Source organism: Alishewanella agri BL06, from assembly GCF_000272005.1.
GTDB classification, from domain to species: Bacteria; Pseudomonadota; Gammaproteobacteria; order Enterobacterales; family Alteromonadaceae; genus Alishewanella; species Alishewanella agri.
Genome location: NZ_AKKU01000025.1, coordinates 96,510 through 119,050, shown reverse-complemented (window position 1 = coordinate 119,050; position 22,541 = coordinate 96,510). Strand labels below are relative to the sequence as shown.

The 22,541-nt window shown below is 52.6% G+C and carries 16 protein-coding genes; 11 read left to right on the top strand and 5 right to left on the bottom strand.

All coding sequences use genetic code 11. The annotated features are described in order from the left end of the window. Positions 1–16: 16 nt before the first annotated feature. Positions 17–1,513, bottom strand: coding sequence for a NarK family nitrate/nitrite MFS transporter (locus tag AGRI_RS12835; protein WP_008985334.1), 1,497 nt, complete (start codon positions 1,511–1,513; stop codon positions 17–19). Between the two features lie 302 nt (positions 1,514–1,815). Between AGRI_RS12835 and AGRI_RS12830 the strand changes: the two genes are divergently transcribed. From AGRI_RS12830 to AGRI_RS12820, 3 genes are all read left to right on the top strand, one after another. Continuing rightward, the gene (locus tag AGRI_RS12830; protein WP_008985333.1) at positions 1,816–3,090 is read left to right on the top strand and encodes an MFS transporter; all 1,275 of its coding nucleotides are present in this window, start codon (positions 1,816–1,818) and stop codon (positions 3,088–3,090) included. Continuing rightward, complete coding sequence (locus AGRI_RS12825) at positions 3,087–4,292, top strand: NnrS family protein (RefSeq protein ID WP_202800798.1); 1,206 nt, start codon at positions 3,087–3,089, stop codon at positions 4,290–4,292. Before AGRI_RS12830 ends, AGRI_RS12825 begins: the two co-directional genes overlap by 4 nt. A gap of 109 nt (positions 4,293–4,401) precedes the next feature. Beyond that, the gene (locus AGRI_RS12820; RefSeq protein WP_008985331.1) at positions 4,402–4,797 is read left to right on the top strand and encodes a putative zinc-binding protein; all 396 of its coding nucleotides are present in this window, start codon (positions 4,402–4,404) and stop codon (positions 4,795–4,797) included. On the opposite strand, the gene moeB is transcribed toward AGRI_RS12820, so the two are convergent. The 3 genes from moeB to norR are packed head-to-tail and all read right to left on the bottom strand — an operon-like array spanning position 4,794 to position 7,436. Then, positions 4,794–5,549, bottom strand: a complete 756-nt coding sequence (gene moeB / locus AGRI_RS12815; protein ID WP_008985330.1) for a molybdopterin-synthase adenylyltransferase MoeB — start codon at positions 5,547–5,549, stop codon at positions 4,794–4,796. The genes AGRI_RS12820 and moeB overlap by 4 nt on opposite strands. Continuing rightward, positions 5,542–5,919, bottom strand: a complete 378-nt coding sequence (locus AGRI_RS12810; RefSeq protein WP_008985329.1) for a YbaN family protein — start codon at positions 5,917–5,919, stop codon at positions 5,542–5,544. Before AGRI_RS12810 ends, moeB begins: the two co-directional genes overlap by 8 nt. A 2-nt stretch (positions 5,920–5,921) precedes the next feature. After that, on the bottom strand, positions 5,922–7,436 hold the full coding sequence (norR, locus tag AGRI_RS12805; protein ID WP_008985328.1) for a nitric oxide reductase transcriptional regulator NorR: 1,515 nt from the start codon (positions 7,434–7,436) through the stop codon (positions 5,922–5,924). Positions 7,437–7,603: 167 nt separating this feature from the next. On the opposite strand from norR, the gene ytfE reads away from it, so the two are divergent. Then, a complete protein-coding gene (gene ytfE / locus AGRI_RS12800; protein ID WP_008985327.1) occupies positions 7,604–8,293 on the top strand; it encodes an iron-sulfur cluster repair protein YtfE in 690 nt (229 codons plus the stop codon). Between the two features lie 291 nt (positions 8,294–8,584). On the opposite strand, the gene AGRI_RS12795 is transcribed toward ytfE, so the two are convergent. Next, on the bottom strand, positions 8,585–10,438 hold the full coding sequence (locus tag AGRI_RS12795) for an esterase/lipase family protein (protein WP_008985326.1): 1,854 nt from the start codon (positions 10,436–10,438) through the stop codon (positions 8,585–8,587). Between the two features lie 245 nt (positions 10,439–10,683). Here AGRI_RS12795 and AGRI_RS12790 point away from each other — a divergent pair, with 245 nt between their 5' ends. The 7 genes from AGRI_RS12790 to pelG are packed head-to-tail and all read left to right on the top strand — an operon-like array spanning position 10,684 to position 22,540. After that, entirely contained in the window at positions 10,684–13,383 is a 2,700-nt protein-coding gene (locus tag AGRI_RS12790; RefSeq protein WP_050979303.1) for a bifunctional glycoside hydrolase/polysaccharide deacetylase family protein, read from the top strand. Further along, positions 13,380–16,859, top strand: a complete 3,480-nt coding sequence (locus AGRI_RS12785; protein ID WP_008985324.1) for a tetratricopeptide repeat protein — start codon at positions 13,380–13,382, stop codon at positions 16,857–16,859. Before AGRI_RS12790 ends, AGRI_RS12785 begins: the two co-directional genes overlap by 4 nt. Positions 16,860–16,874: 15 nt before the next feature. After that, on the top strand, positions 16,875–17,381 hold the full coding sequence (locus AGRI_RS12780; protein WP_008985323.1) for a hypothetical protein: 507 nt from the start codon (positions 16,875–16,877) through the stop codon (positions 17,379–17,381). 7 nt (positions 17,382–17,388) lie between these two features. Continuing rightward, positions 17,389–18,750, top strand: a complete 1,362-nt coding sequence (locus tag AGRI_RS12775; protein WP_008985322.1) for a PelD GGDEF domain-containing protein — start codon at positions 17,389–17,391, stop codon at positions 18,748–18,750. Next, on the top strand, positions 18,713–19,693 hold the full coding sequence (locus AGRI_RS12770) for a tetratricopeptide repeat protein (RefSeq protein ID WP_008985321.1): 981 nt from the start codon (positions 18,713–18,715) through the stop codon (positions 19,691–19,693). Before AGRI_RS12775 ends, AGRI_RS12770 begins: the two co-directional genes overlap by 38 nt. Beyond that, positions 19,680–21,185: a GT4 family glycosyltransferase PelF gene (gene pelF, locus AGRI_RS12765; RefSeq protein ID WP_008985320.1), complete on the top strand. Its 1,506-nt coding sequence runs from the start codon at positions 19,680–19,682 to the stop codon at positions 21,183–21,185. Before AGRI_RS12770 ends, pelF begins: the two co-directional genes overlap by 14 nt. Beyond that, the gene (gene pelG, locus AGRI_RS12760; RefSeq protein ID WP_008985319.1) at positions 21,173–22,540 is read left to right on the top strand and encodes an exopolysaccharide Pel transporter PelG; all 1,368 of its coding nucleotides are present in this window, start codon (positions 21,173–21,175) and stop codon (positions 22,538–22,540) included. The genes pelF and pelG overlap by 13 nt, the downstream gene beginning before the upstream one ends. Position 22,541: the final 1 nt, after the last annotated feature.

The window sequence follows — 22,541 nt, the reverse complement described above, 5'->3', positions numbered from 1 at the left end:
CTGGGTACGACCTTAATTAACCGACATTGATTTTATGTACTGTACCATCTTCCGCGACCTCGACAATATGACCCTTCGGATCGTCCAGGAACATCACCGCCACTAAGCCTACCAGTGCCGACGCCGCAATCACATAAAAGAAGGTGCTGTAATCGACATAGCTTAATACCGTCAGATACACCACTGCCCCCACATTGCCATAAGCCCCTGCCATGCCGGCGATCTGGCCAGTCATACTACGTTTAATCAATGGCACTATGGCAAAGACCGCGCCTTCACCGGCCTGCACAAAGAAGGAACAGGCCATTACCGCCAACACCGCCAGCGGGATCCACCAATGGCTGTCCATCAGGCCCATCAGGAAGTAACCGGCGGCTAAGCCACCAATCAGAATTACCATACTCTTGCGCCGGCCGAACTTATCAGAGAACCAGCCACCCATCGGCCGTGATACCAGATTCATAAAAGCAAAGGCAGATGCCAGTAAACCGGCTTTTACCGCACTCATGCCCTCAAAGGTTTCCAGGAAATACAGCGGTAACATCGACACTACCGCCAGCTCTGAACCAAAGGTGGCAAAGTAGGCAATATTTAAAATCCCTACCTGCTTAAAGCTGTATTTGTCATGCTCCGGCACCCCTTCCCGTAAGTGTTCAGCGTTGACTTTCCAGGTTTGCTGAGTTTGGAAAATAAACAGCGCCACCAACGCGATCCAGATGCCATACATCGCAGTTTGGGAAAATAACTCAACCCCAGCCGGTGATAAACGCCAGGCCAGCATCCCCAACGCCAGATGCATCGGGATATTCATCAGGATCAACGTCCACAACGCGCCCCAGCTGGTCACCACCATGGCACCGGTTTTTTTCGGTTTAAAGTAGGTTGAGCCTTTGGGGGTATTACGGGCAAATTTATAGAAGATCAGTGAGTAGATGGCGCTAACTACACCTACTGAGGCGATAGCATAACGCCAGCCATTTTCACCACCGAACATCAGTGCAATAGTTGGCAGCGTCATCGCCGCCGCTGCAGAGCCAAAATTACCCCAGCCCCCGTAGATCCCCTCGGCAGTTCCCACCTGATGATGCGGGAACCATTCGCCCACCAGCCGGATCCCAACCACAAAGCCCGCGCCAACAAAGCCTAACAAAAACCGGAACAGCGCTAAGGCATCATAAGTATTGGCAAAGGCAAAACCGATACATAACAAGGCTGAGATAAACAGCAGTACCGAGTACATGATCCGCGGGCCATATTTATCCACCAGGATCCCGACCACAATTCGCGCCGGGATGGTCAGCGCTACGTTTAAAATCAGCAACGCCCGGATCTGAGCATCGGTTAATGCCAGTGCTTCTTTGATATGAACCAGCAAGGGCGCATGGGCAAACCAGATAACGAAGGTAAGGAAAAACGCAAACCAGGTCAGGTGTAACATTTTTATTTTTTGTTCAGCAAAATTCAGCAGATTGAGTTTACTGCCGTGCCCTGCCGCAGACGCCGCGCCAGCCATAGAGACCTCCAGAAAGAGTCAATCAATTAATTCCAGTACAAGTCTAGGGGTTTTTAACTGAGAAAAGTTGATCTGGCACAACAGCGCTCGAGGCAACTGACCGGCGAAACCAGCCTCTCTACCTCTTATGGATAGAGCTGCAACGGGCGGCAAAACGCTACCATTCAGCACCGGCTACCTACTTGGGAGTAAGCCGCAATACCTGGCCCCGACTAACGGAACTTAGGGGGTACTGCTTTTTGGCTGAGCAGGTTGCAAGCATTTTCGTTATGCTTAAGCTGCTTAGTTTTTCGGAGTCTTAGATGCAGGCAACCCACCCGCAAGCTGGCCGGGCACTGCTGCTGGCCACACTGGCTTTTGCCGGCTGCTTTTCAGTCTGGACGCTGTATGCGGTAATGGGGCTGGATATTCAACAGCAACTGGCCTTGTCGGCAACCGAATACGGTATTTTGCTGGCAGCACCGATATTTAGCGGGGCGTTGTTGCGCATTCCACTTGGCATTCTGGCCGATCGCTATCCGGCGCGTAACCTCTGGCTGCTATTGATGCTCAGCTGTATTCCGGCGTTGGCCTTATTACCCTGGGTTGAAAGCTACATTAGCTATCTGGTTACCGGCCTGTGGTTTGGCCTCAGTGGTGTCTCTTTTACCTTTGGCATTCGCTATGTTACCGATTGGTTTGCTTCGCGCCAGCAAGGATTGGCGATGGGCTTATTTGGTGTCGGTAATGCCGGCGTTGCCATTACCTTTGTGCTGGTACCGGTGATTGTCAACTTCTGGGGCTGGCAGTGGGTAGGGCCGGTGTATGCTTTAGGGCTGGCGTTAATGCTGGTGTTGTTCTGGTTATTATCGCCACCAGCCCCAACTACCAGCAGCGGGCCGGCGGCGGCAGTAATGACGCTACGGCAACTCTTGGGCGACGCCAGGGTGTGGCGTTTTTCGCTGTATTACTATTTTGTATTTGGTGGCTTTCTGGCGTTACTGCTGTGGCTGCCGCAATATTATATACAGGCCTATCAGATGAATGCGCAACAGGCGATGGCTTTTACGCTGTTTTTTGTCGCTACCTCTAGTATGGTCCGCGCACTGGGTGGCTGGTTTGCCGATCGTTATGGCGGCCGTGCCGTTAACTGGAGCGTATTTTGGGTTTGTCTGGTCTGTTTGTTTTTCCTCAGTTATCCACCCACCACGCTGGTGATTCATGGCCTGGAAAAAGACGTGACGCTGGAGATCGCCGTAAACGTCTGGTGGTTTACCCTGCTGATTTTTATTATCGGCGTGGCGCAGGGTTTTGGCCGCGCCAGCGTCTATAAAGTGATTCATGACTACTATCCGCAACATATGGGCGCGGTTGGTGGCTTTGTTGCCGCGATCGGCGGCCTCGGCGGCTGCACTCTGCCGGTGTTATTTGGTCTGGCACAGGATGCGCTCGGCATCGTGACCGGCTGCTTTATGATTCTGTATGGGGTGTTGGCACTGTGCATGATCACGATGTTTTTTGCCAATCAGGCGGCGCAATATCAACAACGCCTGACTGACGCCCGCAGTAATAATTTTTTATTGGATGAAGACGAATGATGCAAATAACCGATCTGGCAACGGAACAAAAAATGCTGCCGCTGTTACGCCAGGCCTTTCGGCCCATGTTTTTATTTGGTGCGGCCTTTAGCGCCATTGCCATGCTGCTGTGGGGTTTGATTCTTGGTGGTCAGCTTAAAATTCAGCCGGTGGGCCAGGTCTTATTCTGGCATAGCCACGAGATGCTGTTTGGCTTTGCCTGCACCATTGTCATTGGTTTTTTACTTACTGCAGTACAAAACTGGACGTCAATGCGCGCGCCCCACGGCAAAAGCTTGTTGTTGCTAACTTTGCTCTGGCTCAGTGCCCGGCTTTTGCTGCTGTTTGGCCAGGGTTTGCCATTATGGCTGGTGGCGGCGGTGGATCTCAGCTTTCTGCCATTGGCGGCCTGGCTACTGGCCAAGCCTTTACTGGCAGTTAAACAGTATCGTAATTTGTTTTTTGTCCCGGTCTTGTTGCTCCTCACTACCTGCAACCTGATCATGTATCTGGGGCTTTTTCTTGGCCGTTATGACTTACAGCAACTCGGTAGTTTAAATGCCATCTGGCTAATCACCCTGTTAATGGCCATTGTCGGTGGCCGGGTGATCCCGATGTTTACTGCTAATGGCACCAAAACCCCAAAAGTGGAGGCGCTGGTCTGGCTGGATCGTGCCGCGCTGGGTAGTCTGTGGCTGATCTTTGTGCTGCACTTTTTCAGTCTGGCCTCGTTACTACCCGCTAGCCTGTTAAGCGCCCTCTTTGCCCTGAGTGCGCTGCTGACCGCTATCCGTTGCGCGCGCTGGAAAATCTGGCTGACCTTCAGAGTATCATTGCTGTGGTCCTTACATCTGGCTTATTGGTTTATCCCGCTGGGTCTGGCGTTATTTGCGTTACGTTATGCCGGCTTTGCCATCAGCCAGAGTATCGCACTGCATGCGTTAACGGCTGGCGCCATGGGGTCAATGATTCTGTCGATGATGGCCAGGGTCTCGCTCGGCCACAGCGGCCGGCTGTTACAACCAAAACAGATTATGGGCTGGGCGTTCTTGCTGGTGGCGCTGGCCGGTATCAGCCGTACCTTACTGATTTGGTTACTGCCAGCGCATACGTTTAGTTTGCTGTGGCTGGGTATTGTTTGCTGGGTGCTGGCCTATGGTTGTTACGTGCTGGTGTACTTACCGGTATTAACCACGCCCAGAGCGGATGGCCGGCCGGGCTAGCCGGCCTTACCCATGAAGGGGTAAAGCTGGTGCAGCTTTGATTTATATCAAGCTGCCGACGCAGTGGACTTCTAAACTTCAGCTATCGCAAGTTTTAGGAAGCCACATTATGAGTCATAGTTACGAAACAAAGCCGCTGGTTTATGCCTGTTCTGGTTGCTCCAATGTTGCGCAACTGGCCAACGATTTAGCCGTGGTGATGGATCGGGAAGGCCTGGCGGAGATGTCCTGCATTGCCGGCGTAGGTGGTAAGGTTAAACAACTGGTTAAGGTCGCGCAATCTGGCCGGCCGATTCTGGCGGTCGATGGCTGCCCGCTTAACTGTGTTAAGCAAACGCTGGCCACGGTAGACGTGGTGCCGACCTGGCACCTGGAGCTTACGGCTTTAGGTTATAAAAAGCGCGATCATGAAAACTGTGATCTGGGCGATGCTTACCAGTTGTTGCAAAAAGTGCATAGCGACGTGCTGCCGCAACTGACAAAACAGCAAGGGATCAGGCATTAACGCCCCCGGCATACCGGACAATCAGGATCCACGGTTAACTGAAACTGCTGCCACTGACCGCTTAAGGCATCAAACAACTTTAACTGGTGATACTCGGGTTCACCAACCGCAGCCAGAATCTTTACCGCCGCCAGGGCCTGCATTACTCCCAACACACCGACTACCGGCGACAGGATCCCTGCCTCCATACAACTAAGTTGCTGTTCACCAAAAAAGCGGCTTAAACACTGATAACATGGATCGCCAGGCTGATGGCGTAAACTCAATAGCTGGCCTTCAAAGCGGATAGCTGCGGCTGAAACCAGCGGCACACCGGCGTGAACACAGGCGGCATTGATGGCGTTGCGGGTGCTAAGGTTATCAGTGCAGTCCAGCACCAGGCTATAGCCGGGAATCAGTTGTTGTAGTGCGGTTTCATCCAGCCGCTGCGCCAAAGCGGTCAGCCTGATGTCGCTGTTTAATTGTTGCAGTTGCTGCAAGGCAGTACTGACTTTCGGCTGGCCGATATCCTGCTCGCGATACAGTATTTGACGCTGCAGATTACTGCGATCAATGTTATCGTCATCCACCAGGGTAAGCTCGCCAACACCACTGGCTACCAGGTAAGGCGCCGCCGCGCAACCCAGCCCTCCCATGCCAACCAATAGCACTTTGCTGGCTAATAACGCTTCCTGACCACGAAAGTCCAGCGCCGGCAGCATTAACTGCCGGCTGTACCTCAGCGCTTGCTGCGGGTTAAGTATCTCAGTCATCTGCTGACTCCTGCGGCTCTGGCCGCCGCCATAGCCAAACGGCTACCAGTAACAGGCAACCGGGTAAGATAGTTTTTAATAACAAAGGCGCTGTCGACAACCACAGTAGCAGCATACTGGCCAGCATCATGCCGGACGCCAGCCATTTCGCCCGCCGCGACACGGCGCCCTGCTGCCGCCATTGCCGGATCGACGGGCCAAACCTTTGATGCGCCAGCAACCACTCTTCAAACTGCGGCCAGCCCTTACCGGCAGCCCAGGCCGACAGCAACACAAAAGGCACCGTGGGCAAACCCGGTAACGGAATACCCACGAGGCCCAAAGCCAAACTGCACAGGGCTAATAACCGGTAGCCAGTAGTTTTTAGCATGGTTATTTTAATCCCAACCGTTGCGCCAGTTTATGCAGATTACTGGCATCCAGTTGCAGTGCCCGCGCTGCCTTCGACCAACATTGTTGATGTTGCTGCAGAGCTTGCAGGATCAATTGCTGCTGGTACTGGTTTACCGCTTCTTTCAATCCCTGTGTCGGCAAGATTGCCGGTGCCGGCGACAAGGGTGCTCTTATCGTTTGCGGCAAGTCCAGTAACTCTGGCTGCAGAATCACGATATCACTGCGCTGTGCGCCCTGGCTTAGTGCCTTAATTGCCGCCCGGCTGATCACATGCTCCAGCTCGCGGATATTGCCGGGCCAGTTATAACCCAGCAGCGCCAGCTCGGCAGTGGGCGCCAGGCGCAAACTGCGCAAGCCCAGCCGGCTGCGGTTTTGCTCTAAGAAATGCCCGGCCAGTAACGGCAAATCTTCGCTGCGTTCACGAAGCGGCGGAATGGGGATCGGATATACCGATAAGCGGTGATAGAGATCAGCGCGAAATTCGCCCTGCTTGACCTGTTGCTGCAAATCACGATTGGTCGCTGCCACCAGCCGCACATTAACCCGCTGTAGCTTATCCGAGCCCAGGCGTTGAATTTCGCCGTTTTGCAGCACGCGCAGTAATTTCGCCTGCACTGATAACGGCAATTCGCCCACTTCATCCAGAAATAAGGTGCCGCCATCGGCGGCATCGAAACGGCCAGCGCGCTCACTCAAAGCGCCGGAAAAGGCACCTTTGCTGTGCCCGAATAATTCACTTTCGGCCAGACTTTCCGGCAGGGCGGCACAGTTCACATAGATCATCGGTTTGTCCGCACGCCCGGAGCGACGGTGTAACTGACGGGCAAACAGCTCTTTACCAACCCCGGTTTCACCAAGCAGCAACACCGGTAACTCTGAGCTGGCCACCACATCCAACTCCTGCAAAATGCGTTGCAGTGCCGGACTCTGGCCAATAATTTCATACTGTTGCGCGCCAGCAGTACTGGTACCTGCTGCCGGTAGCTCGCCCTGACGTAAGGCACGATTGGCCTGCTCCAACTCGGTAATGCGAATGGCGGCCTCTACCAGCAAACTGAGTTGCTGTAACTGTAAAATGGCCAGCGCATCAAAACCAGCCGGCGACAGGGCATCCAGCGTTAAGGCGCCCCAGCAGCGTCCTTCAACGTATAACGATACGCCCATACAATCATGCACCGGCACCGCTTCACCCGGCGTTTCTGCCAATAATCCATCATAAGGATCGGGCAGCTCGCTGCCAGGTGGAAAACGCACCGGTTGGCGACTGGCTAAAATCGCGGCCAGCCTTGGATGCTGTGCCACCACAAAGCGTCGGCCCAAGGTTTCACGCAACAGCCCCTGCACCGCGACCGGCTTTAACTGTGCTTGCTGCAGCTGCAACAATGCGACGGCGCCACAGGCAAAATGATTACGCAAGGTGTTGACCAGCCGTTGTAAACGCACGGCTGCCGGCAGCTCTGTCACTAAGTCGGCAAATAAGACTGCATCCAACATGGTTGTTTTTACCCTTATGGTGAAACTCACCCGAAGTAATTAGGGTGCAATTTACCATCCGCTGCAAAAAACTTATATAAATCAAAGGTGGTAGTTCTGGCATCCCGCTTGCTCTACAAGGATAACCGCCTGCTACAGGCAAACCTTTGATTAGACAGGAGTACGCTATGTTACTGGAACAACCTTTAGGCCAACTGGCCACCCGCATCGCCGGTGCGACGGCCGTCTTCCACCAATTCAAGCTGGATTTTTGCTGCGGTGGTCAGCAAAGCCTCGGTGAGGCCATCGCCAAGCGCGGTTTAAATCAACAACAGGTGTTGGCGGCACTGGAAAAACTACAACGCCAGCCACAGGCCGCTGTTGACTGGCATAGTGAGCCTACGCCAAAACTGGCCGAATATGTACTGACCCGTTTTCATCAACGCCACCGTGAACAACTGCCCGAGTTGATCCGCCTGGCGCGACGGGTTGAAACCGTGCACAGTGACAGCCCACATTGCCCGCATGGTCTGGCCAATCATCTGGCTGATATGCAGCAAGAGCTGGAAAGCCATATGCTAAAAGAAGAGCAGATCCTGTTCCCAATGCTGGTGCGCGGCGTCTATCCGTTCGGCCCAATCAGCGTGATGCTGGAAGAGCATCAGGAGCATGGCGAAGCGCTGGAAAAACTGGATAAATTGAGCTTTGAACAGCAATTACCGCCCGGCGCCTGTAATACCTGGACCGCACTGTATCTGGGGCTGCGCGAACTGAAAGAAGATTTAATGCAGCATATTTTGCTGGAAAATGAAATTTTGTTTGTCGAACCCAAACGGCCAGGCCACGGCGATCAAAGCTGCTGTGGCAGCTGCCAATAACCCTAGGGCGTGTTGACGTTTGCTGCTTGTTTTTGCAGCCGTTTGGCTGGTGTTTATACAAGGCAGAGCTTGTGATGTGTAGTTATTCTACATGAACAAGCGATAACGCAGTAGAAACGCCAGCCAAACGCTGCCCGAAGGGTTCGCGCTGGCGGCGCTTTGCTCTTTGTCACTCGTCACTTATTTAGAATAACTAAACTGCGCTCCTCGTTTCGCTATCAAAGCGCCGCCAGTGCGAACAAAATCTAAGCAGCAAACGTCAACACGCCCTAAGTATAGTGCTGCCTGCTGTTAGTCGGGCAGCTCTGCTAAATGCTGGTGCAGGATACGCCGCAACTCCAAAATGGCGGAGGACGTTTCCTGTACACTATGACCAGAGCGAATCACCATCTCCGACTGGGCACCGGCTAGCGACGCACTTAAATAAGGTACAACACCGTCAGATTGCTGCTCAACCGGTAACGCCGGTTGCTCGACCCCGATAATAGAGTGGTATCGCACTGCCGGGTTAATCGGCAAACCGGCAGTCGCCTTAATAAAGGGATCCTGATCGCTGAGGTTTTCAATACTGGTAAAGCGCACCGGCCGGCTATTGTCCGAAGTGTCAGGATCGATCAGTAACTCGGTGACCTGCGCCAAACGTTCCAGCACCGTAACCGGCAAGGTGATTAAGCCGGCCAGCCAGCGCGCCAACCGGTAATCGGCAACGGCAGTACCACGATGCGGCGCGGCAATAAACACCGCCCGACTGACACCCGGTAAAGCCGTTAACGTGAGATCCTCGCGAAAACGTTGGAAAAACTGCTGCCGTCGCTGTGCATCCAGCCGGCGCTGCTCACTAATCGTTTGCAGAAGACTATCGCCGGAATCGGATACCAGAAACCGCGTTAATAAACCACCCATGCTATGGCCTATCAGCACGATATCGCGCGACGCCGCTGCACTGCCTGTCGGATCAAAATGCTGTAAGGTACTGAGAATACGCTGGCGGATGCTCTGTACATTAATAATCAGCGGTAAGTTCGTTGGATAATACAGTTGCCACAGCTGATATTGCTCCCGCAGGGTTTCATCGCCTAACACCTCGTTTGCCGTGTTAACCCAAGCTTCCGGGCTACTGGCAATGCCATGCAACATAATGATAATTTTACGATTCGGATCATAGGGCTGCAGCATAAACAGCTGCGGCTCGGCCAGCGCATCGCTGGCGCCCATCAAATTCCAGAAAGCCTGCCGCGAAAAGTCTGAGCGCGCCAGCCACAAGCCGTAACCGGCAGTAAAGTTCGCAGCCAGCGGGATCGGATTACCGGCAATCCGCACCTCACGCTGTTGTAAGGGATCAACTAAATGTAACGTCGCCTGATCACTGGCCAATACCTCATCAAGAGTTGTTCCATCGAAACTTAGCAGTGCCGTCACCACCGGTACCGGCAATTCGCTAAAGCCGCGTTCATTGCGGGCAACACTGGCATCCGGCCCCACCGCAACCAGTTCAGCGCCTAAGCCATCACGACGGTATTGATTGCGCAGGCCCTGAAACGACAAGCTACTGGCGGCCAGCAATTGCTGTGGCAGTGCTTGTTGCCGAAACCGTTGATGCTGCAATAAACTGCGCACCTGCCAATTCTGGGTTTGCAAACGCACGTCCGGATCCTGTAACCAGCGGCGCTGTGACTGTGCGAACAACAGCGTAGCCGCTTGTTGTACCGCAAAATTGTAGTAATCCCGCACCTGGGTCTGGCGATCAGTAAACAGCCGGTTGTATGGCGCGACGCCAGAGTAAAACAAATAGGCATAGGCGTAGCGGGCACTCATCAGATAGGCATCGATTTCCGCCAGTAAGTCTTTGTGCCGGGGTTTTGCATACCAGAGCGCCTGATACAACCACAGTTCCGCCATGGTCGACAGCCGCTGCTCGCTGGTCAGCCCCATTGCCGTGGTTAACATTTCTGCACATTGCGCCGCCTGACGCCGGCAACTACTTTCATCCTGACCAAGAATTTGTAACACGGTACCGGTATATAAACTCAGCTCACCGGTGGTCAGGACATCACCTCGACGCTGCTTTACATAATCGCGGCTATCAACATTCGATACTGACACCATGGCGCAGCCGGATAACATCAATATCAAAATCAACAGCATTCCACCGCAATAAGTGGGGGCCGTGCTTGTAACTCTGATCAGCTGTCGATAATATCGTGCTATTGAATCCATAAAGTCAGCTATCCGGTTTGGCGACTGTAAAATCGGAAACGTGATTATCCCATAAAAAATATAATAAGGATTGATTCATTCTAATGCGTTTGCTTGCAGCGTCTCGCCGCCTTTTCGATCACACTGCCTCTTCGAGGCGTGCGTTCTGGCTCTGCCTGCTACTATGTGGCTTATTGTTTGGCATTAATCGCCCAGTTGTCGCGAAATCGCCAGAGCGCTCTATCGCCTTTTACTATCAAAGTATCGACTCAGTCCGGGAATTATTAAGTTATGACCGGGTTGTTGTCACGCCAGAAGCGTTATCTGACTCTCAACTAAAACAACTACAACAGGCTCAGGTGCAGGTTTTTGCGTACTTAAGTGTTGGCGAAGCCAATCCGCAACTTGCCGCTACCCTACCCAATGCCCAGCTTACCGAAAATAGCGCCTGGCAATCGTTGGTGATGGATTTGCAGCATCCCGCCTGGCAACAATACTTACGGCAAAGCGCGCAGCAACTGCATGACCGTGGTTTCGACGGCCTATTTCTCGATACCCTCGATAGCTTCCGCCTGGCGAATGCTTCACAACATAATGCGCAACAGGATGCGCTACGCCAACTACTCGACCAGTTAGCCGAGATCAGTTCCCAATTGATCCTAAATCGTGGTTTTGACATCCTGCCGGCCCTGCGTAAACCACCGGTTGCCGTCGTCGCTGAGTCACTGTTCCACGGCTACGATGTCAGCACTGACCGCTATACGCAACAGAGTGCAGAGGATATTGCCTGGCTTAGTGCGCAACTGCGTCAGGTGCAGCAGCAGGGTATCGAAGCAATAGTACTGGATTACCTACCCGACGAGCTGCCGCTGCGCCTTAAGGCAGCCCAACAAATCCTGGCGCAGGGCTTTACCCCCTATATTGCCGATGGTTTGTTACGCCAGCATGGTGTGTCATTACATTACCCGGTACGACGCCGGGTATTAGGGTTATACGACGGTGACGCCAGTCCGAAAAAACAGTCCCGTTGTCACCGCTATTTGTCGATGCTGATTGAGTATGCCGGCTATGTACCGGATTGCCTGAACTTCCGCCAGCTTGACCCGGCGCAGTTTCCGCTGCAGTTGTATGCCGCTGCGGCTATCGATCTGCCGGATGCCAATTATCAGGACGCCCGGGTTACCCAATTAGTCCAACGGCTGGTACCACAAATCCCAACCGTATTTGTTGGTACCTTGCCTAGTGATAGCGGCTTGCTGCAACAACTGGGTATCCAGCAGGAAGGTTTTTACAGCGGGCGATTAACGGCCAGCAGCACTATGCTCTATCCGTTGCCCACCGCCTCCGGTACCCGTTTTCCACGTTATGTCAGTACTAATCCCGAGCTCGACATCTTAGTTAGCCTTACCGATAGTCAGGGGGCGGTTGGCGCCGCAGTAATCAAAGCGCCCTGGGGTGGTGCAGTGCTGGCTCCGGTACATTTACAGGAGCTGGTCGGTGATCGCCTGCGCTGGATGCTGGATCCTTTCGACTACCTGCTACCTTTACTACAGCTTCCGGCGTTACCGGTACCGGATCTGACCACTGAGTCAGGCCAGCGGATCCTGACCGCCCATATTGATGGTGATGGCTTCCCGTCCGTTGCCTGGCTGCCCGGTAAACCCTTTGCCGGCGATGCTATTTACCAACGTATTTTACGTCAATATCCACTGCCCCATACCGTTTCAGTGGTAGAAGCCGAAGTCGCGCCGCATGGTCTCTATCCGCAGCATGCGGCTAAACTGGAAGACATTGCCCGTCAAATCTTCCGGCTACCGCATGTCGAAATGGCGTCCCATACATTCAGTCATCCGTTTTTCTGGGATCCGCGGGTATCGGCTCGGGAAAAGCTCTATGGTGATGCGCTCCCTGTGCCGGATTATCAACTTGACTACGACCGTGAAGTGGCTGGCAGCGTCGCCTATATCAACCGACAGCTGGCACCACCCGATAAGGCCGTAAAGGTATACCTTTGGTCCGGCATGGCGAATCCCACGCCCGATATTATTGCCCGCACTTCAGCGCTCGGACTACAGAATGTCAATGGTGGTAACACCTATGTACTAAACGATAACTTCTCCTACGCTCAGGTGTCTCCGCATATCAACTGGTATCCCGGTGCGGTACAGGTTTACGCGCCAGTGATGAATGAAAACCTCTACACCGAACTCTGGACCGAAAATTTCAGCGGCTTTGCCCGAGTCACGGAAACCTTTGAGCAGTTGGGCTCCCCCCGCCGTTTAAAGCCCGTCAGCATTTACTATCATATGTACTCCGGCATGTACCCCAGTTCATTGGGTGCCCTGGATTATTTGTATCAGTGGGCGATGCGTCAGGCCTTTACGCCGCTTTACCTGAGTGAATTTGCACAGCGTGCCCATAGTTTGTATGAAACCGGCATGGCTTATCACCTGAGCGGCCCTGGGTTTCGGGTGCGCAGTACGGGTGTGCGTAGCTTGCGCCTGCCCGGGGATCTTTATCTGTCGCCGCTAAGCCGGGGTATTGCCGGCGTTACCCAAGGGCCCGATGGCTGGTATGCCACGCTGGGTGCTGCGGTGGTGGAATTAATGCCGGCCTCTAATCAACAACATCTGCAAGGCCGCCCTTACTTGCAACACGCCAACGCCATAGTGCAAGAGTGGCGGCTTGACGCTAATGATCTCTGGCTGGAACTGCAAAGCCACGTACCGCTGCAGGCTGAGCTGCGGCAGGTAGCCGGTTGTCAGATTATCAGCCAAAGTCCTGCGTTAAAGCTCAGCCGTCAGGCCGACACTTTCCAACTTAGCACCGCCGAACCGGCTACCGTTCAACTGCAGCTGCGCTGCCCGCAATCAGGTAGTGAAGTATTGCAATGAGGCCGTTAGAAAGAATAAACCAACGGGTTGGCAAACGTATTGAATTAGTAAACCGGCGGACTTTGTTTACGCTGACACTGGTCACACTGACGCTATTGTGGCTGTTGAAGCCAAACACTAATCTACTAGTTTCCCTGCTGGAGAAAACTGAAGATCCGACTGTGGCGATTGCCTTTATCCAGGTACTAAGGAGCGATCAGAGTTCTCCGACCCTGGATTTGGCTTTGGCACAGCAATATCAGAAATTGGCGCAACCGCAACGGGGCATTGAGAGTTTGTCGCCACTGGCAAAATTCGATCAAACACCTGAATGGTTAACCGCACATCAACTCTATACCCAGTTGTTACTGAATTTAAGCCAGACAGATGCTGCAGCCCGCGCTACCCTGCTTAGCTATTTACAGCAACTGCCTCTCACCCTGCCCGTTAGCCAAAAACAGCAATTGGCAGACTACGCGCTGCAACTGGGCGAGCCGGCACTGGCCTTAGCTATCCGCAAGACATTACCCGCGCAAGATCCGGCAGAGTTGCTGGCGTTGGCATTACAAGCCAACGCCACAGACGAGGCGGCACGGCAGGCGACTGCGCTTTATCAGCTGGAGCCCAGCCAGCAGACGTTGCTGCAATTACTGCCCCTATTAGAACAAGAGCAGCAAGGACAACTCGCACTGCGCCTGGCAACACAACATCTGCAGACTGCACCGTGCGATGCCGCCTGTTTACAATACCTGATTGGCCTGGCACTGCGCAGTAATGACGTACAGCAAGCCGCCGCCTTTGCTGATCGAAAAGCCGCGACTAGCCGCGATACCGCAGACTGGCTGCAAGCAAGCGAACTCTTTGCCGCCACTGGCGAAATCGCAAAAGCAACGCACTATCTGGAATTAGTCAGTCAACAGCAACCCAGTCAGGCGGTAGACCGGCAACTACATCAATATTACCGCTGGCAACAAGATACCACGGCCGCACTGCGACTTAGCAAGCGCCTGCTACAACAAACTCAGGATCAGGGCACGGTACGACAAGCTATTGCCGATGCGATGGCAGAGAGTGACTTAGCGGCACTGGCCGATTTTTATACCATCCTGGCCCGGCAAACCGGACTGACACCGGCCGAATTCGACACCTTTATCGATGCCACGGATAAGGCTTATGGTGCTGCTGTTACCTTACAAAAGCTGCAGCAGCTGTACCGGCTCCGACCACAACAAGCCGGGCTGGCCGCCCAACTGGCCCGGTTTTATCTGTTTACCGGCCAACCGCAGCAAGTAACCGCCCTCTGGCCACAAGTTGCCAATACCGAACCATTGAGCACTCCGCAACTAAACTGGTTTGCCCAGGCGTTTATCAGCGTTGGTCAACCCGAGACGGCACTGCAAATTTTGCATCAATACAGTACGCCGGAAACAATGAGTACTGCCCAATTAAGTTCGCAACTGGAGCTGGCACGCTATACCGCGAATCTGCCGCTGCAGCGCTACTATCAGCAGCAATTATTGCTGCGCACTGATAACGAACTGGATACCTTTCTGGCAGTTGAAACCCATAGCGCCATGAGCAGTGCCGACCTCGAGTTTTTGTGGCAACTGTACCAACAAACTCAGGCGCTGAATATTTTATCGGCGATCCTGAATCATGCCAGCAGCACCGCAGATGACGCCCTTTTTGCCAAAGCGGCGGCGATGTTGCAGCAATATCATGCAACCGATAATAATCCGGAAACGCAACAGCTGCGGATTTTTGTCGCCTTACAGCAACAAGACTACACCCTGGCCAAACAGCAGCTACAGCAAATACTGCAAGCCTATCCAGAGCTAACGTCAGAGTGGCGCAATGCGGGTTGGCTTGCACTGACCACCAGCGATCAGAGCTGGTTACGTCAGTTATATCCGCAGCTGCAACGGCAAGCGCGCAGCGAAGCCAATCAACTGCGGCTACTGGCCGCGATGGCAGAACGGCTGGGGCAGTTTCAGCAAGCGCTCTACTGGCAACAACTGCTGGCCGCTCATCCTGAGGTCGCCGCCGCCGATAAACTTAACTTTGCCTTGCTGGCAGAACGTTTTGGTGATCTGGCGCTGGCACAGCAATTACGCTGGCAAGTGGTTCGCGAACATAGCACCGCCTTGCGTCAGGATCCAAACACAGAGCTCAGTTATCAAAGTCTGGTCGCGAGCTTACTGGCGCCCGCCGTTGCTGCTGCAGAGTTACTGCAACAACTGCAGCAGCAACCCAGTAGTCAGATCTTAAACCCGCTTGCTGCAGGCACCTTGCGCAATAATCTGGCAGCACTACAGTATTGGCAGCAACAGCTGCAACAACAGGGACAGGCGATTAATGATACGCTGTCACTTACGCTGGCTCTGGCTAAGCAGGATAAATTGGCAGTGCGGGCGCTGGCCTATGGCTCAGTCACGCTGACGCCTCTGGAACGTGCCAGTGCGCTGGCCGAAATTGGCGATCGGGATGCGGCCTGGAATCTGGCTGAACGCTATGCAAATGGCCAGCTTAGTGTTGCCGAACGGGCACCGCTGCTAAGATTAGCCGCCAATTTGCATCCGCTGCGCAGCCATGGCTGGCGGGCCACTGTCACCGAACATGCCAGTTGGGATTTCTCACGCCGCGAGCTGCGCTACTACCAACCTTACGCCGATAGCCAGTGGCGACTGGAGTTACAACATGAAGCGGGCGACACGCCGGGTCCTTTACTGACGGGCTATCGTAACCAAAGCGGACATTTTAGTTGGCTCACCTCTGTGCAGGATAACGCCTTACAGTTACAACTTAACTGGTTAGTGCGCCAGCGTGCCAACCAACTGCAGCATGGCCAGCAAGCCGTACTTAGTTGGGATAATGCCTACCGGCTGTCACACAGCTTGCGGTTACGCCATCAGATGCCCAGCGAACAAAGTCGTAATCTGTATTTATTGGGCCACGAAGACCGACTGGAATGGCAGCCGCGATGGCAATTCGATCGGGTGCACAGCCTAAGTGGCAGCCTGGCGGTTAGCCGCTTTGCTACCGATTTTAATGAGTCTATTGGCCAGCAACGGCAGCTACAACTGCAATACAGTTATCAGCTGCTGCAAACGCCGAACTGGCGTTGGTACACGCAATATGACTGGCAAACCAATCGGCTGGCAGCTACCGACTTTACCGCACTCAGTAACTACACCGGCAACAGCTACACGGCACTGGATTTTCTGACAGAGCGTTACCAAAGACTGGCGATTGGTCAACAATGGGCACGCGGTCAGGTGGGTGAGCCAGGCCCGCAGCAACCGCACTATCGCTACTTCCTCGACACCGCCGTTGGCTACAACCTGGTCACCGACAATGTTGATTACGCGCTGAGCTTTGGTCTTGGCATCAGGCTGCTGGGAAATGACGAACTCTTTATTAAAAGTAACTGGCAAAGCGCGGATCCCCTTGGCCGGGAAAGTCTGAGTTTTAGCCTGGGCTACTTTATCGATTTTTAACTGTAGGAGAAGACTGTGAGAGCGCTAATCGTTGTTATGTTTTTACTGCTGACTGGCTGCGCCAGTCAAATGAGCAGTCCCAGCCCTAAGCTGGACAAAAGTCAGGTGCTGTATATTATGCCGCTAAGCAACCAATCAACGATGCCAATGGCGCAGGCGCAGGTTGAGCAACTGTTAGCGTCTGTGCTGGCGGATGCCGGCATCCGGGTCGAGCTTTACCCCACCAGCAAAGTTAACGATCTGCAAGCCAGTATTGAGCCCGAGCAACGGCAAGCTGAAGCCCAAGCCTGGTTGGCCAGTAAGCGTCAGGGGTATGTGTTGCAGGGTGCCGTGCAGGAATGGCAATACAAATATGGCTTAGATGGCGAGCCAGCAGTTGGTGTCACCCTGCAGTTAAGCGATCTGAACGGCCAGGTATTATGGCGCGGTTCGATCGCAAAAAGTGGTTGGGGCCGGGAATCCTTATCGCAGCTTGGTCTGACGTCACTACGCAAGCTTACCGCTAACCTGAACTGGGACTAACAGCACCATGAGTCAACTCAAACAACGTGGCGGCAGTGCCTTATTACGCCGATTATTATTCGGTAGCGACCACCAACTCTTTGCCTGGTTTGAGTTGTTGCTGGTAACTGTAGCGGCCATGTTGATTTGGGTGTACCAAGCCAGCCTCGAATACGATGTCCCGCAACAATACTTTTTTTGGCCCATGTTGGGCCCGATTCTGATTGCGCTGCGTTATGGCTTTGGTCGCGGCATCATGAGTTTTATTTTGCTGCTGATTGGCTTTTCAGTGTGGCAAACTTCATATGGCCAGCCTTACTTGCTGAGTATGCCGGTCGCCGTTGGCACGGCCATGATGACGATGCTGGTCGGTGAATTCCGCGATCACTGGCATGATATCAATGAACGCTTCGAGCTAAACCACCGCTACATGGAGCAAAAGCTAAAAAGCTTTACCCAAAACTACCATTTATTAAAAGTTTCGCACGACCAGCTTGAACAGCGGGTCGCTGGGAAACAAATGAGTTTACGCACCGGCATTCAATTGCTGCAACAGGAAACGCTGGTAGCGGCTGGCGAACGCCCGGTAAAACTGGCTGAGCGTAGTCTGCAGCTGATGACTGAAATTATCACGCTCTATCAAGCCGGCCTTTATCGCGTCAATAATGGCAAGCTGGATCCTACACCACTTGCTACTATCGGCAACCAACACCGCTTGGTCGCTGACGACCCCATGCTCACCGATCTCTGGCAAAGCAAAGCCCTGCTGTCACCTGCCGATCTGTTGCAGCAAAGTCATCTGCAGTACCAACTTGCCATTCCGCTGGTCGATTTACATGGTGAATTGCAAGGCGTGGTACTGGCTGAAAAGATTAAATTTGTACAACTCACCGAAGCGAATATTGCGCTGATTGCACTTTTATCCGGCTATATTGCGAATTTTATGGCTAATGAGGTTTTAGTCCCTATTCTGAAACCAGAACAGCGCCAGCTGTTCCGCAATTATCTGGAAAACCAGCGGCAATACATCCGGCGCTATGGCATAGACAGTACGCTGGTGGTCTTTACCGATCTCAGCAGCACCCAGCAGTTGCCACTGCATCAGGTTACTGACTATCGGCGCGGTGCTGATATTTACTGGTCTTGTCAAACGACAGAACAACGCCAGGCACTTTGCGTGTTATTACCAATGACAACGCTAATGGAAGCTAAGCAATTTATCGAACGGGTAAAAGCGATTTTACGCAGTCATGCCCGTTTTGAAGATAACGAACTGGCTCTGACCGGACCGCTGTTGCTCTCTGCCCATCAAACCAGAATTGAGCAGTTGTTAAATGAATTAGGCGCATACGATGAAGACCTGGCTGACACTGCAAACCCTGCTGTTTGAACTCGGCAGCCTTTACCTGCTGGGTAATGAGCAACTGGACTGGTTGCAATGGCTGGGTTATTTCTGCAGCCATGGTCTGGCGGCGGCCAGTTTTACACTACTGTGCTGGTTGGTGTTACCGCTGCGATTAAAGCGACCAGTTGCGCCAGCTTTGTTATTTATCTTTACTCTCGCTTTCTGTATTCCAGTGTTGGGGATCCTGGGTCTGGCGAGCATTTTTCTGCTGGCGCTGTACTTTCCTAAACCAGAGGCCAAAAATCTGTGGCAACGTACCCATAGTCTGGAACTCCCGATCCACCCGGAGCAATTAGAAACCAATCAATATGGGTATGCGGCGTTAAAAGACATCCTGTTATTCAACCCGTCAGATGAAAAACGCTTAATGGCCACTAACTCTTGTCGGTTTCTGCCACCTCAGGTTGCTATGCCGTTATTAAAACTGGCACTCACCGATCGCAGTGACGATATCCGCTTACTGGCCTATGCCGCAATCGAGAAAATTGAGTTTACACTAAACAACAAAATCGCCTCACTGCAGCAAAAAATTCGGCAAACGCCGTCAGCAGAACTATTACACCGCGTTGCTGAAAACTATTGGGAACTCTGTTACCTCGGTATCGCAGAGGGACCTATCCGCAGCTTTTATCTGGAGCAAGCACAGCATTATCTGGAACAGGCACTGAAACTGGCACCGAACCCCGGAATGGAGCTAAAACTCGGCCGTATTCTGTTAGAGCAACAACAGTATGCGGCAGCCCGTGAACACTTAATCAAAGCACAGCAGGATGGCCTGCTGGTGAAGCAGGTTACCCCTTACCTGGCGGAGATCCTGTTTGCCGAACAGCGTTATCAGGAAATTGCCACTTTGCTACAAGCCGTGCCGACCGGCCAAAACACTATGATCAATGAGCTGAAGGAGTACTGGCGCCGTGCAGCAAGCTGATATTTGTTTATTACTGGAAGGTACCTATCCCTATGTGCGGGGCGGCGTATCCAGCTGGGTACACCAGCTGATTAGTGGTTTACCGCATTATTCGTTCTATCTGGTCTTTCTCGGTGGAACCCGCGACGCCTATGGTAAGCAACACTATCCTTTGCCTGATAATGTGCTGGGGCTGGAAACTCACTATATTATGGAGCGCGACTCGCTGCAGCCCCCTCGTGCCAGACTGGGTAATACCCAAGCCTTTACTATGTGGCAACAAGTATTAGAGCGCTTTAATCTGTCGAAGCAGCCGCTAAGTACGGAACAGCTTCAGCTGATGCTAACCCAACTTGGCCAGCGTCACGGCCTGACCTATGAAGACTTCTTATACAGCGAGTCATCATGGCAAGTTTTGGTGGATCTTTACTTCGAGCAAGCAGAAAACCAGTCTTTTGTCGATTTCTTCTGGACCTTCCGCAATATCTACACGCCCCTGTTTAATTTGGTAAAAATTGCCAATAAGGTACCTCCGGCCAGGATGTTCCATAGTATCTCCACAGGTTATGCCGGCTTTTTGGGTGCCTTACTGAAGCAGCGCCAACAGGCACCCTATCTGCTAAGCGAACACGGTATCTATACCAAAGAGCGTAAAATTGATCTAACCCAGGCCAGTTGGATCCAGGATCGACGCTTTGCCCTTGACACCAGTATCCACAAAAAAATGGAGCAAACCCGGCAAACCTGGATTAGCTTTTTTGAGCAACTAGGCCGCACTGCCTACAGTAGCGCCGACCACATCACTGCGCTCTACCAGGGTAACCAACAGCGTCAAATTAAAGATGGCGCCGATCAGGCCAAAACCGAAATCATTGTCAATGGCATTAATCTGGCACGGTTTACTCAGGCCCGGGCCAGCCGCAGCCAAACACCCCCCAAAGTCGTGGGATTAATTGGCCGGGTAGTACCAATCAAAGATATTAAAACCTTTATCCGTAGTATGCGGGTTGCGATTAACCATGATCCTGAAATTCAGGGCTGGATTATCGGCCCGGCTGATGAGGATCCGATCTATGTTAAAGAATGTGAGCTGCTGATAAACAGCTTAGCACTAGGCCAGCACGTAAAATTCCTGGGGATGCAGAATGTGGCTGAAATTATGCCGCAGTTGGGCGTCTGTATGCTGACTTCTATCAGTGAAGCGCAACCGCTGGTTTTGTTAGAAGCGATGGCCGCAGGCGTACCCTGTATCGCGACGGATGTTGGCTCCTGCCGCGAAATTATCGAAGGAATGCAACCAGAGGATAAGGCCCTTGGCCGCTGTGGTTACGTGATTAGTATTGCGAATCCTAACCAGGCATGCAGCGCCATGCTAAAGCTACTGAGCGATACAGCACACTGGCAGCAGATGAGTGATGTCGGCTATCGTCGCGTCGAGCTCTACTACCAGGAGCACTTTATGTTTCATCGCTATAACCAATTATATGAGACCTTTCTGACATGGCAGGCATAGGCTTCGAGCTTCGGAACATCTTAAAAAAGAATACCCTGCTTTCCTACCTGGAAGCTTACGGCCTGGCCGCGATTATCGGTTCGGGTCCGTGGGTCCTCTCGATCCTGGCACTAATGCTAATTGGTATTTTGAGCATCGGCCGGGTGTTTCCGACCGACTTGATTATTCAGTTCTTGGTGCTGGTAACCTATATGATGGCCGGCTCACTGATTTTAAGCGGTCTGTTTCAGTTATTGCTAACCCGTTTTATTTCCGACCGTTTATTTCAGAACGAAGGGCATAAAGTCACCCCAAATTTATTGGGGTGTATGTTAATCACTTCCTTGCTTGGCACGCTGTTAGGCGGCAGCATTCTGGTCGTTTCGGCACTGCCGGCCGCCCTTAAAATGACCATGTTAGCCGCCTTTGTGGTGCTGTGTAATCTGTGGTTGATTATTGTGTTCCTCAGCGGCATGAAACAATACTACCGCATTGTGTTAACACTGCTCGGTGGCTATGGCCTGATGGTACTGGCAGCCTGGTTGCTGCCTCCTTTCGGCTTGCTGGGTTTGCTGGTTATTTTTGCCACTGCGCAGGCACTGATTACCTTCACGCTGCTGTTTTTTGTGCTGCGCAATTATCCGTCACAGCAACTCGTTGCCTTTGAATTTTTAAAACGACGGCATGCGTTTATTTCGCTGGCGCTGTGTGGCTTATTTTATAACCTCGGGGTTTGGGTGGATAAGTTCGTATTCTGGTTCACCACTGAGGTGTCCTTTACCGTTATTGATATTTTCCGTGCTTCCTATATTTACGATTTACCGATCTTTATCGCCTACCTGGCAATCATTCCCGGTATGGCGGTATTTATGCTGCATATGGAAACCGATTTTGCTGCCGCTAATGAACAGTTCTATAAAACCGTGCGCGAAGGCGGCACCCTGGAAGCGATTTTTCTGTTAAAAGATAAAATGGTGCTGGCCTGTAAAAACAGTCTGTATCAGATCTTTAAAATTCAGGGTCTGACCTTAGCCATGTTGCTACTGTGGAGTGAGGAAATTCTGTTGCTGCTGAAAATTGACCTGGCCTACCTACACTTGCTCTATGTCGATTTAGTCGGGGTATCGTTGCAGGTATTGGTGATGGCAATCTTAAACGTGATGTTTTATCTGGATAAACGTTATCAGGCTTTAGCATTAATTCTGGTCATGGCGATCACCAACTTGCTGCTCAGCCAGCTGTCGATTCAGCTGGGGCTGGCGTTTTATGGCTATGGTTTCGCGGTATCGATGCTGATTACCACACTGCTCGGCTTGATAATGGTGAATCGTCAGTTCAATCATTTGGAATATCAAACTTTTATGTTGCAACGCTAAA

Excerpts from the sequence above, each read along its gene's own strand:
- AGRI_RS12785 (WP_008985324.1), top strand. The coding sequence starts at position 13,380 with ATGAGGCCGTTAGAAAGAATAAACCAACGGGTTGGCAAACGTATTGAA.
- AGRI_RS12820 (WP_008985331.1), top strand. The coding sequence starts at position 4,402 with ATGAGTCATAGTTACGAAACAAAGCCGCTGGTTTATGCCTGTTCTGGT.
- norR (WP_008985328.1), bottom strand. The coding sequence starts at position 7,436 with ATGTTGGATGCAGTCTTATTTGCCGACTTAGTGACAGAGCTGCCGGCA.
- AGRI_RS12825 (WP_202800798.1), top strand. The coding sequence starts at position 3,087 with ATGATGCAAATAACCGATCTGGCAACGGAACAAAAAATGCTGCCGCTG.
- moeB (WP_008985330.1), bottom strand. The coding sequence starts at position 5,549 with ATGACTGAGATACTTAACCCGCAGCAAGCGCTGAGGTACAGCCGGCAG.
- AGRI_RS12835 (WP_008985334.1), bottom strand. The coding sequence starts at position 1,513 with ATGGCTGGCGCGGCGTCTGCGGCAGGGCACGGCAGTAAACTCAATCTG.
- AGRI_RS12810 (WP_008985329.1), bottom strand. The coding sequence starts at position 5,919 with ATGCTAAAAACTACTGGCTACCGGTTATTAGCCCTGTGCAGTTTGGCT.
- AGRI_RS12775 (WP_008985322.1), top strand. The coding sequence starts at position 17,389 with ATGAGTCAACTCAAACAACGTGGCGGCAGTGCCTTATTACGCCGATTA.
- pelG (WP_008985319.1), top strand. The coding sequence starts at position 21,173 with ATGGCAGGCATAGGCTTCGAGCTTCGGAACATCTTAAAAAAGAATACC.
- AGRI_RS12830 (WP_008985333.1), top strand. The coding sequence starts at position 1,816 with ATGCAGGCAACCCACCCGCAAGCTGGCCGGGCACTGCTGCTGGCCACA.
- ytfE (WP_008985327.1), top strand. The coding sequence starts at position 7,604 with ATGTTACTGGAACAACCTTTAGGCCAACTGGCCACCCGCATCGCCGGT.
- AGRI_RS12795 (WP_008985326.1), bottom strand. The coding sequence starts at position 10,438 with ATGCTGTTGATTTTGATATTGATGTTATCCGGCTGCGCCATGGTGTCA.
- AGRI_RS12770 (WP_008985321.1), top strand. The coding sequence starts at position 18,713 with ATGAAGACCTGGCTGACACTGCAAACCCTGCTGTTTGAACTCGGCAGC.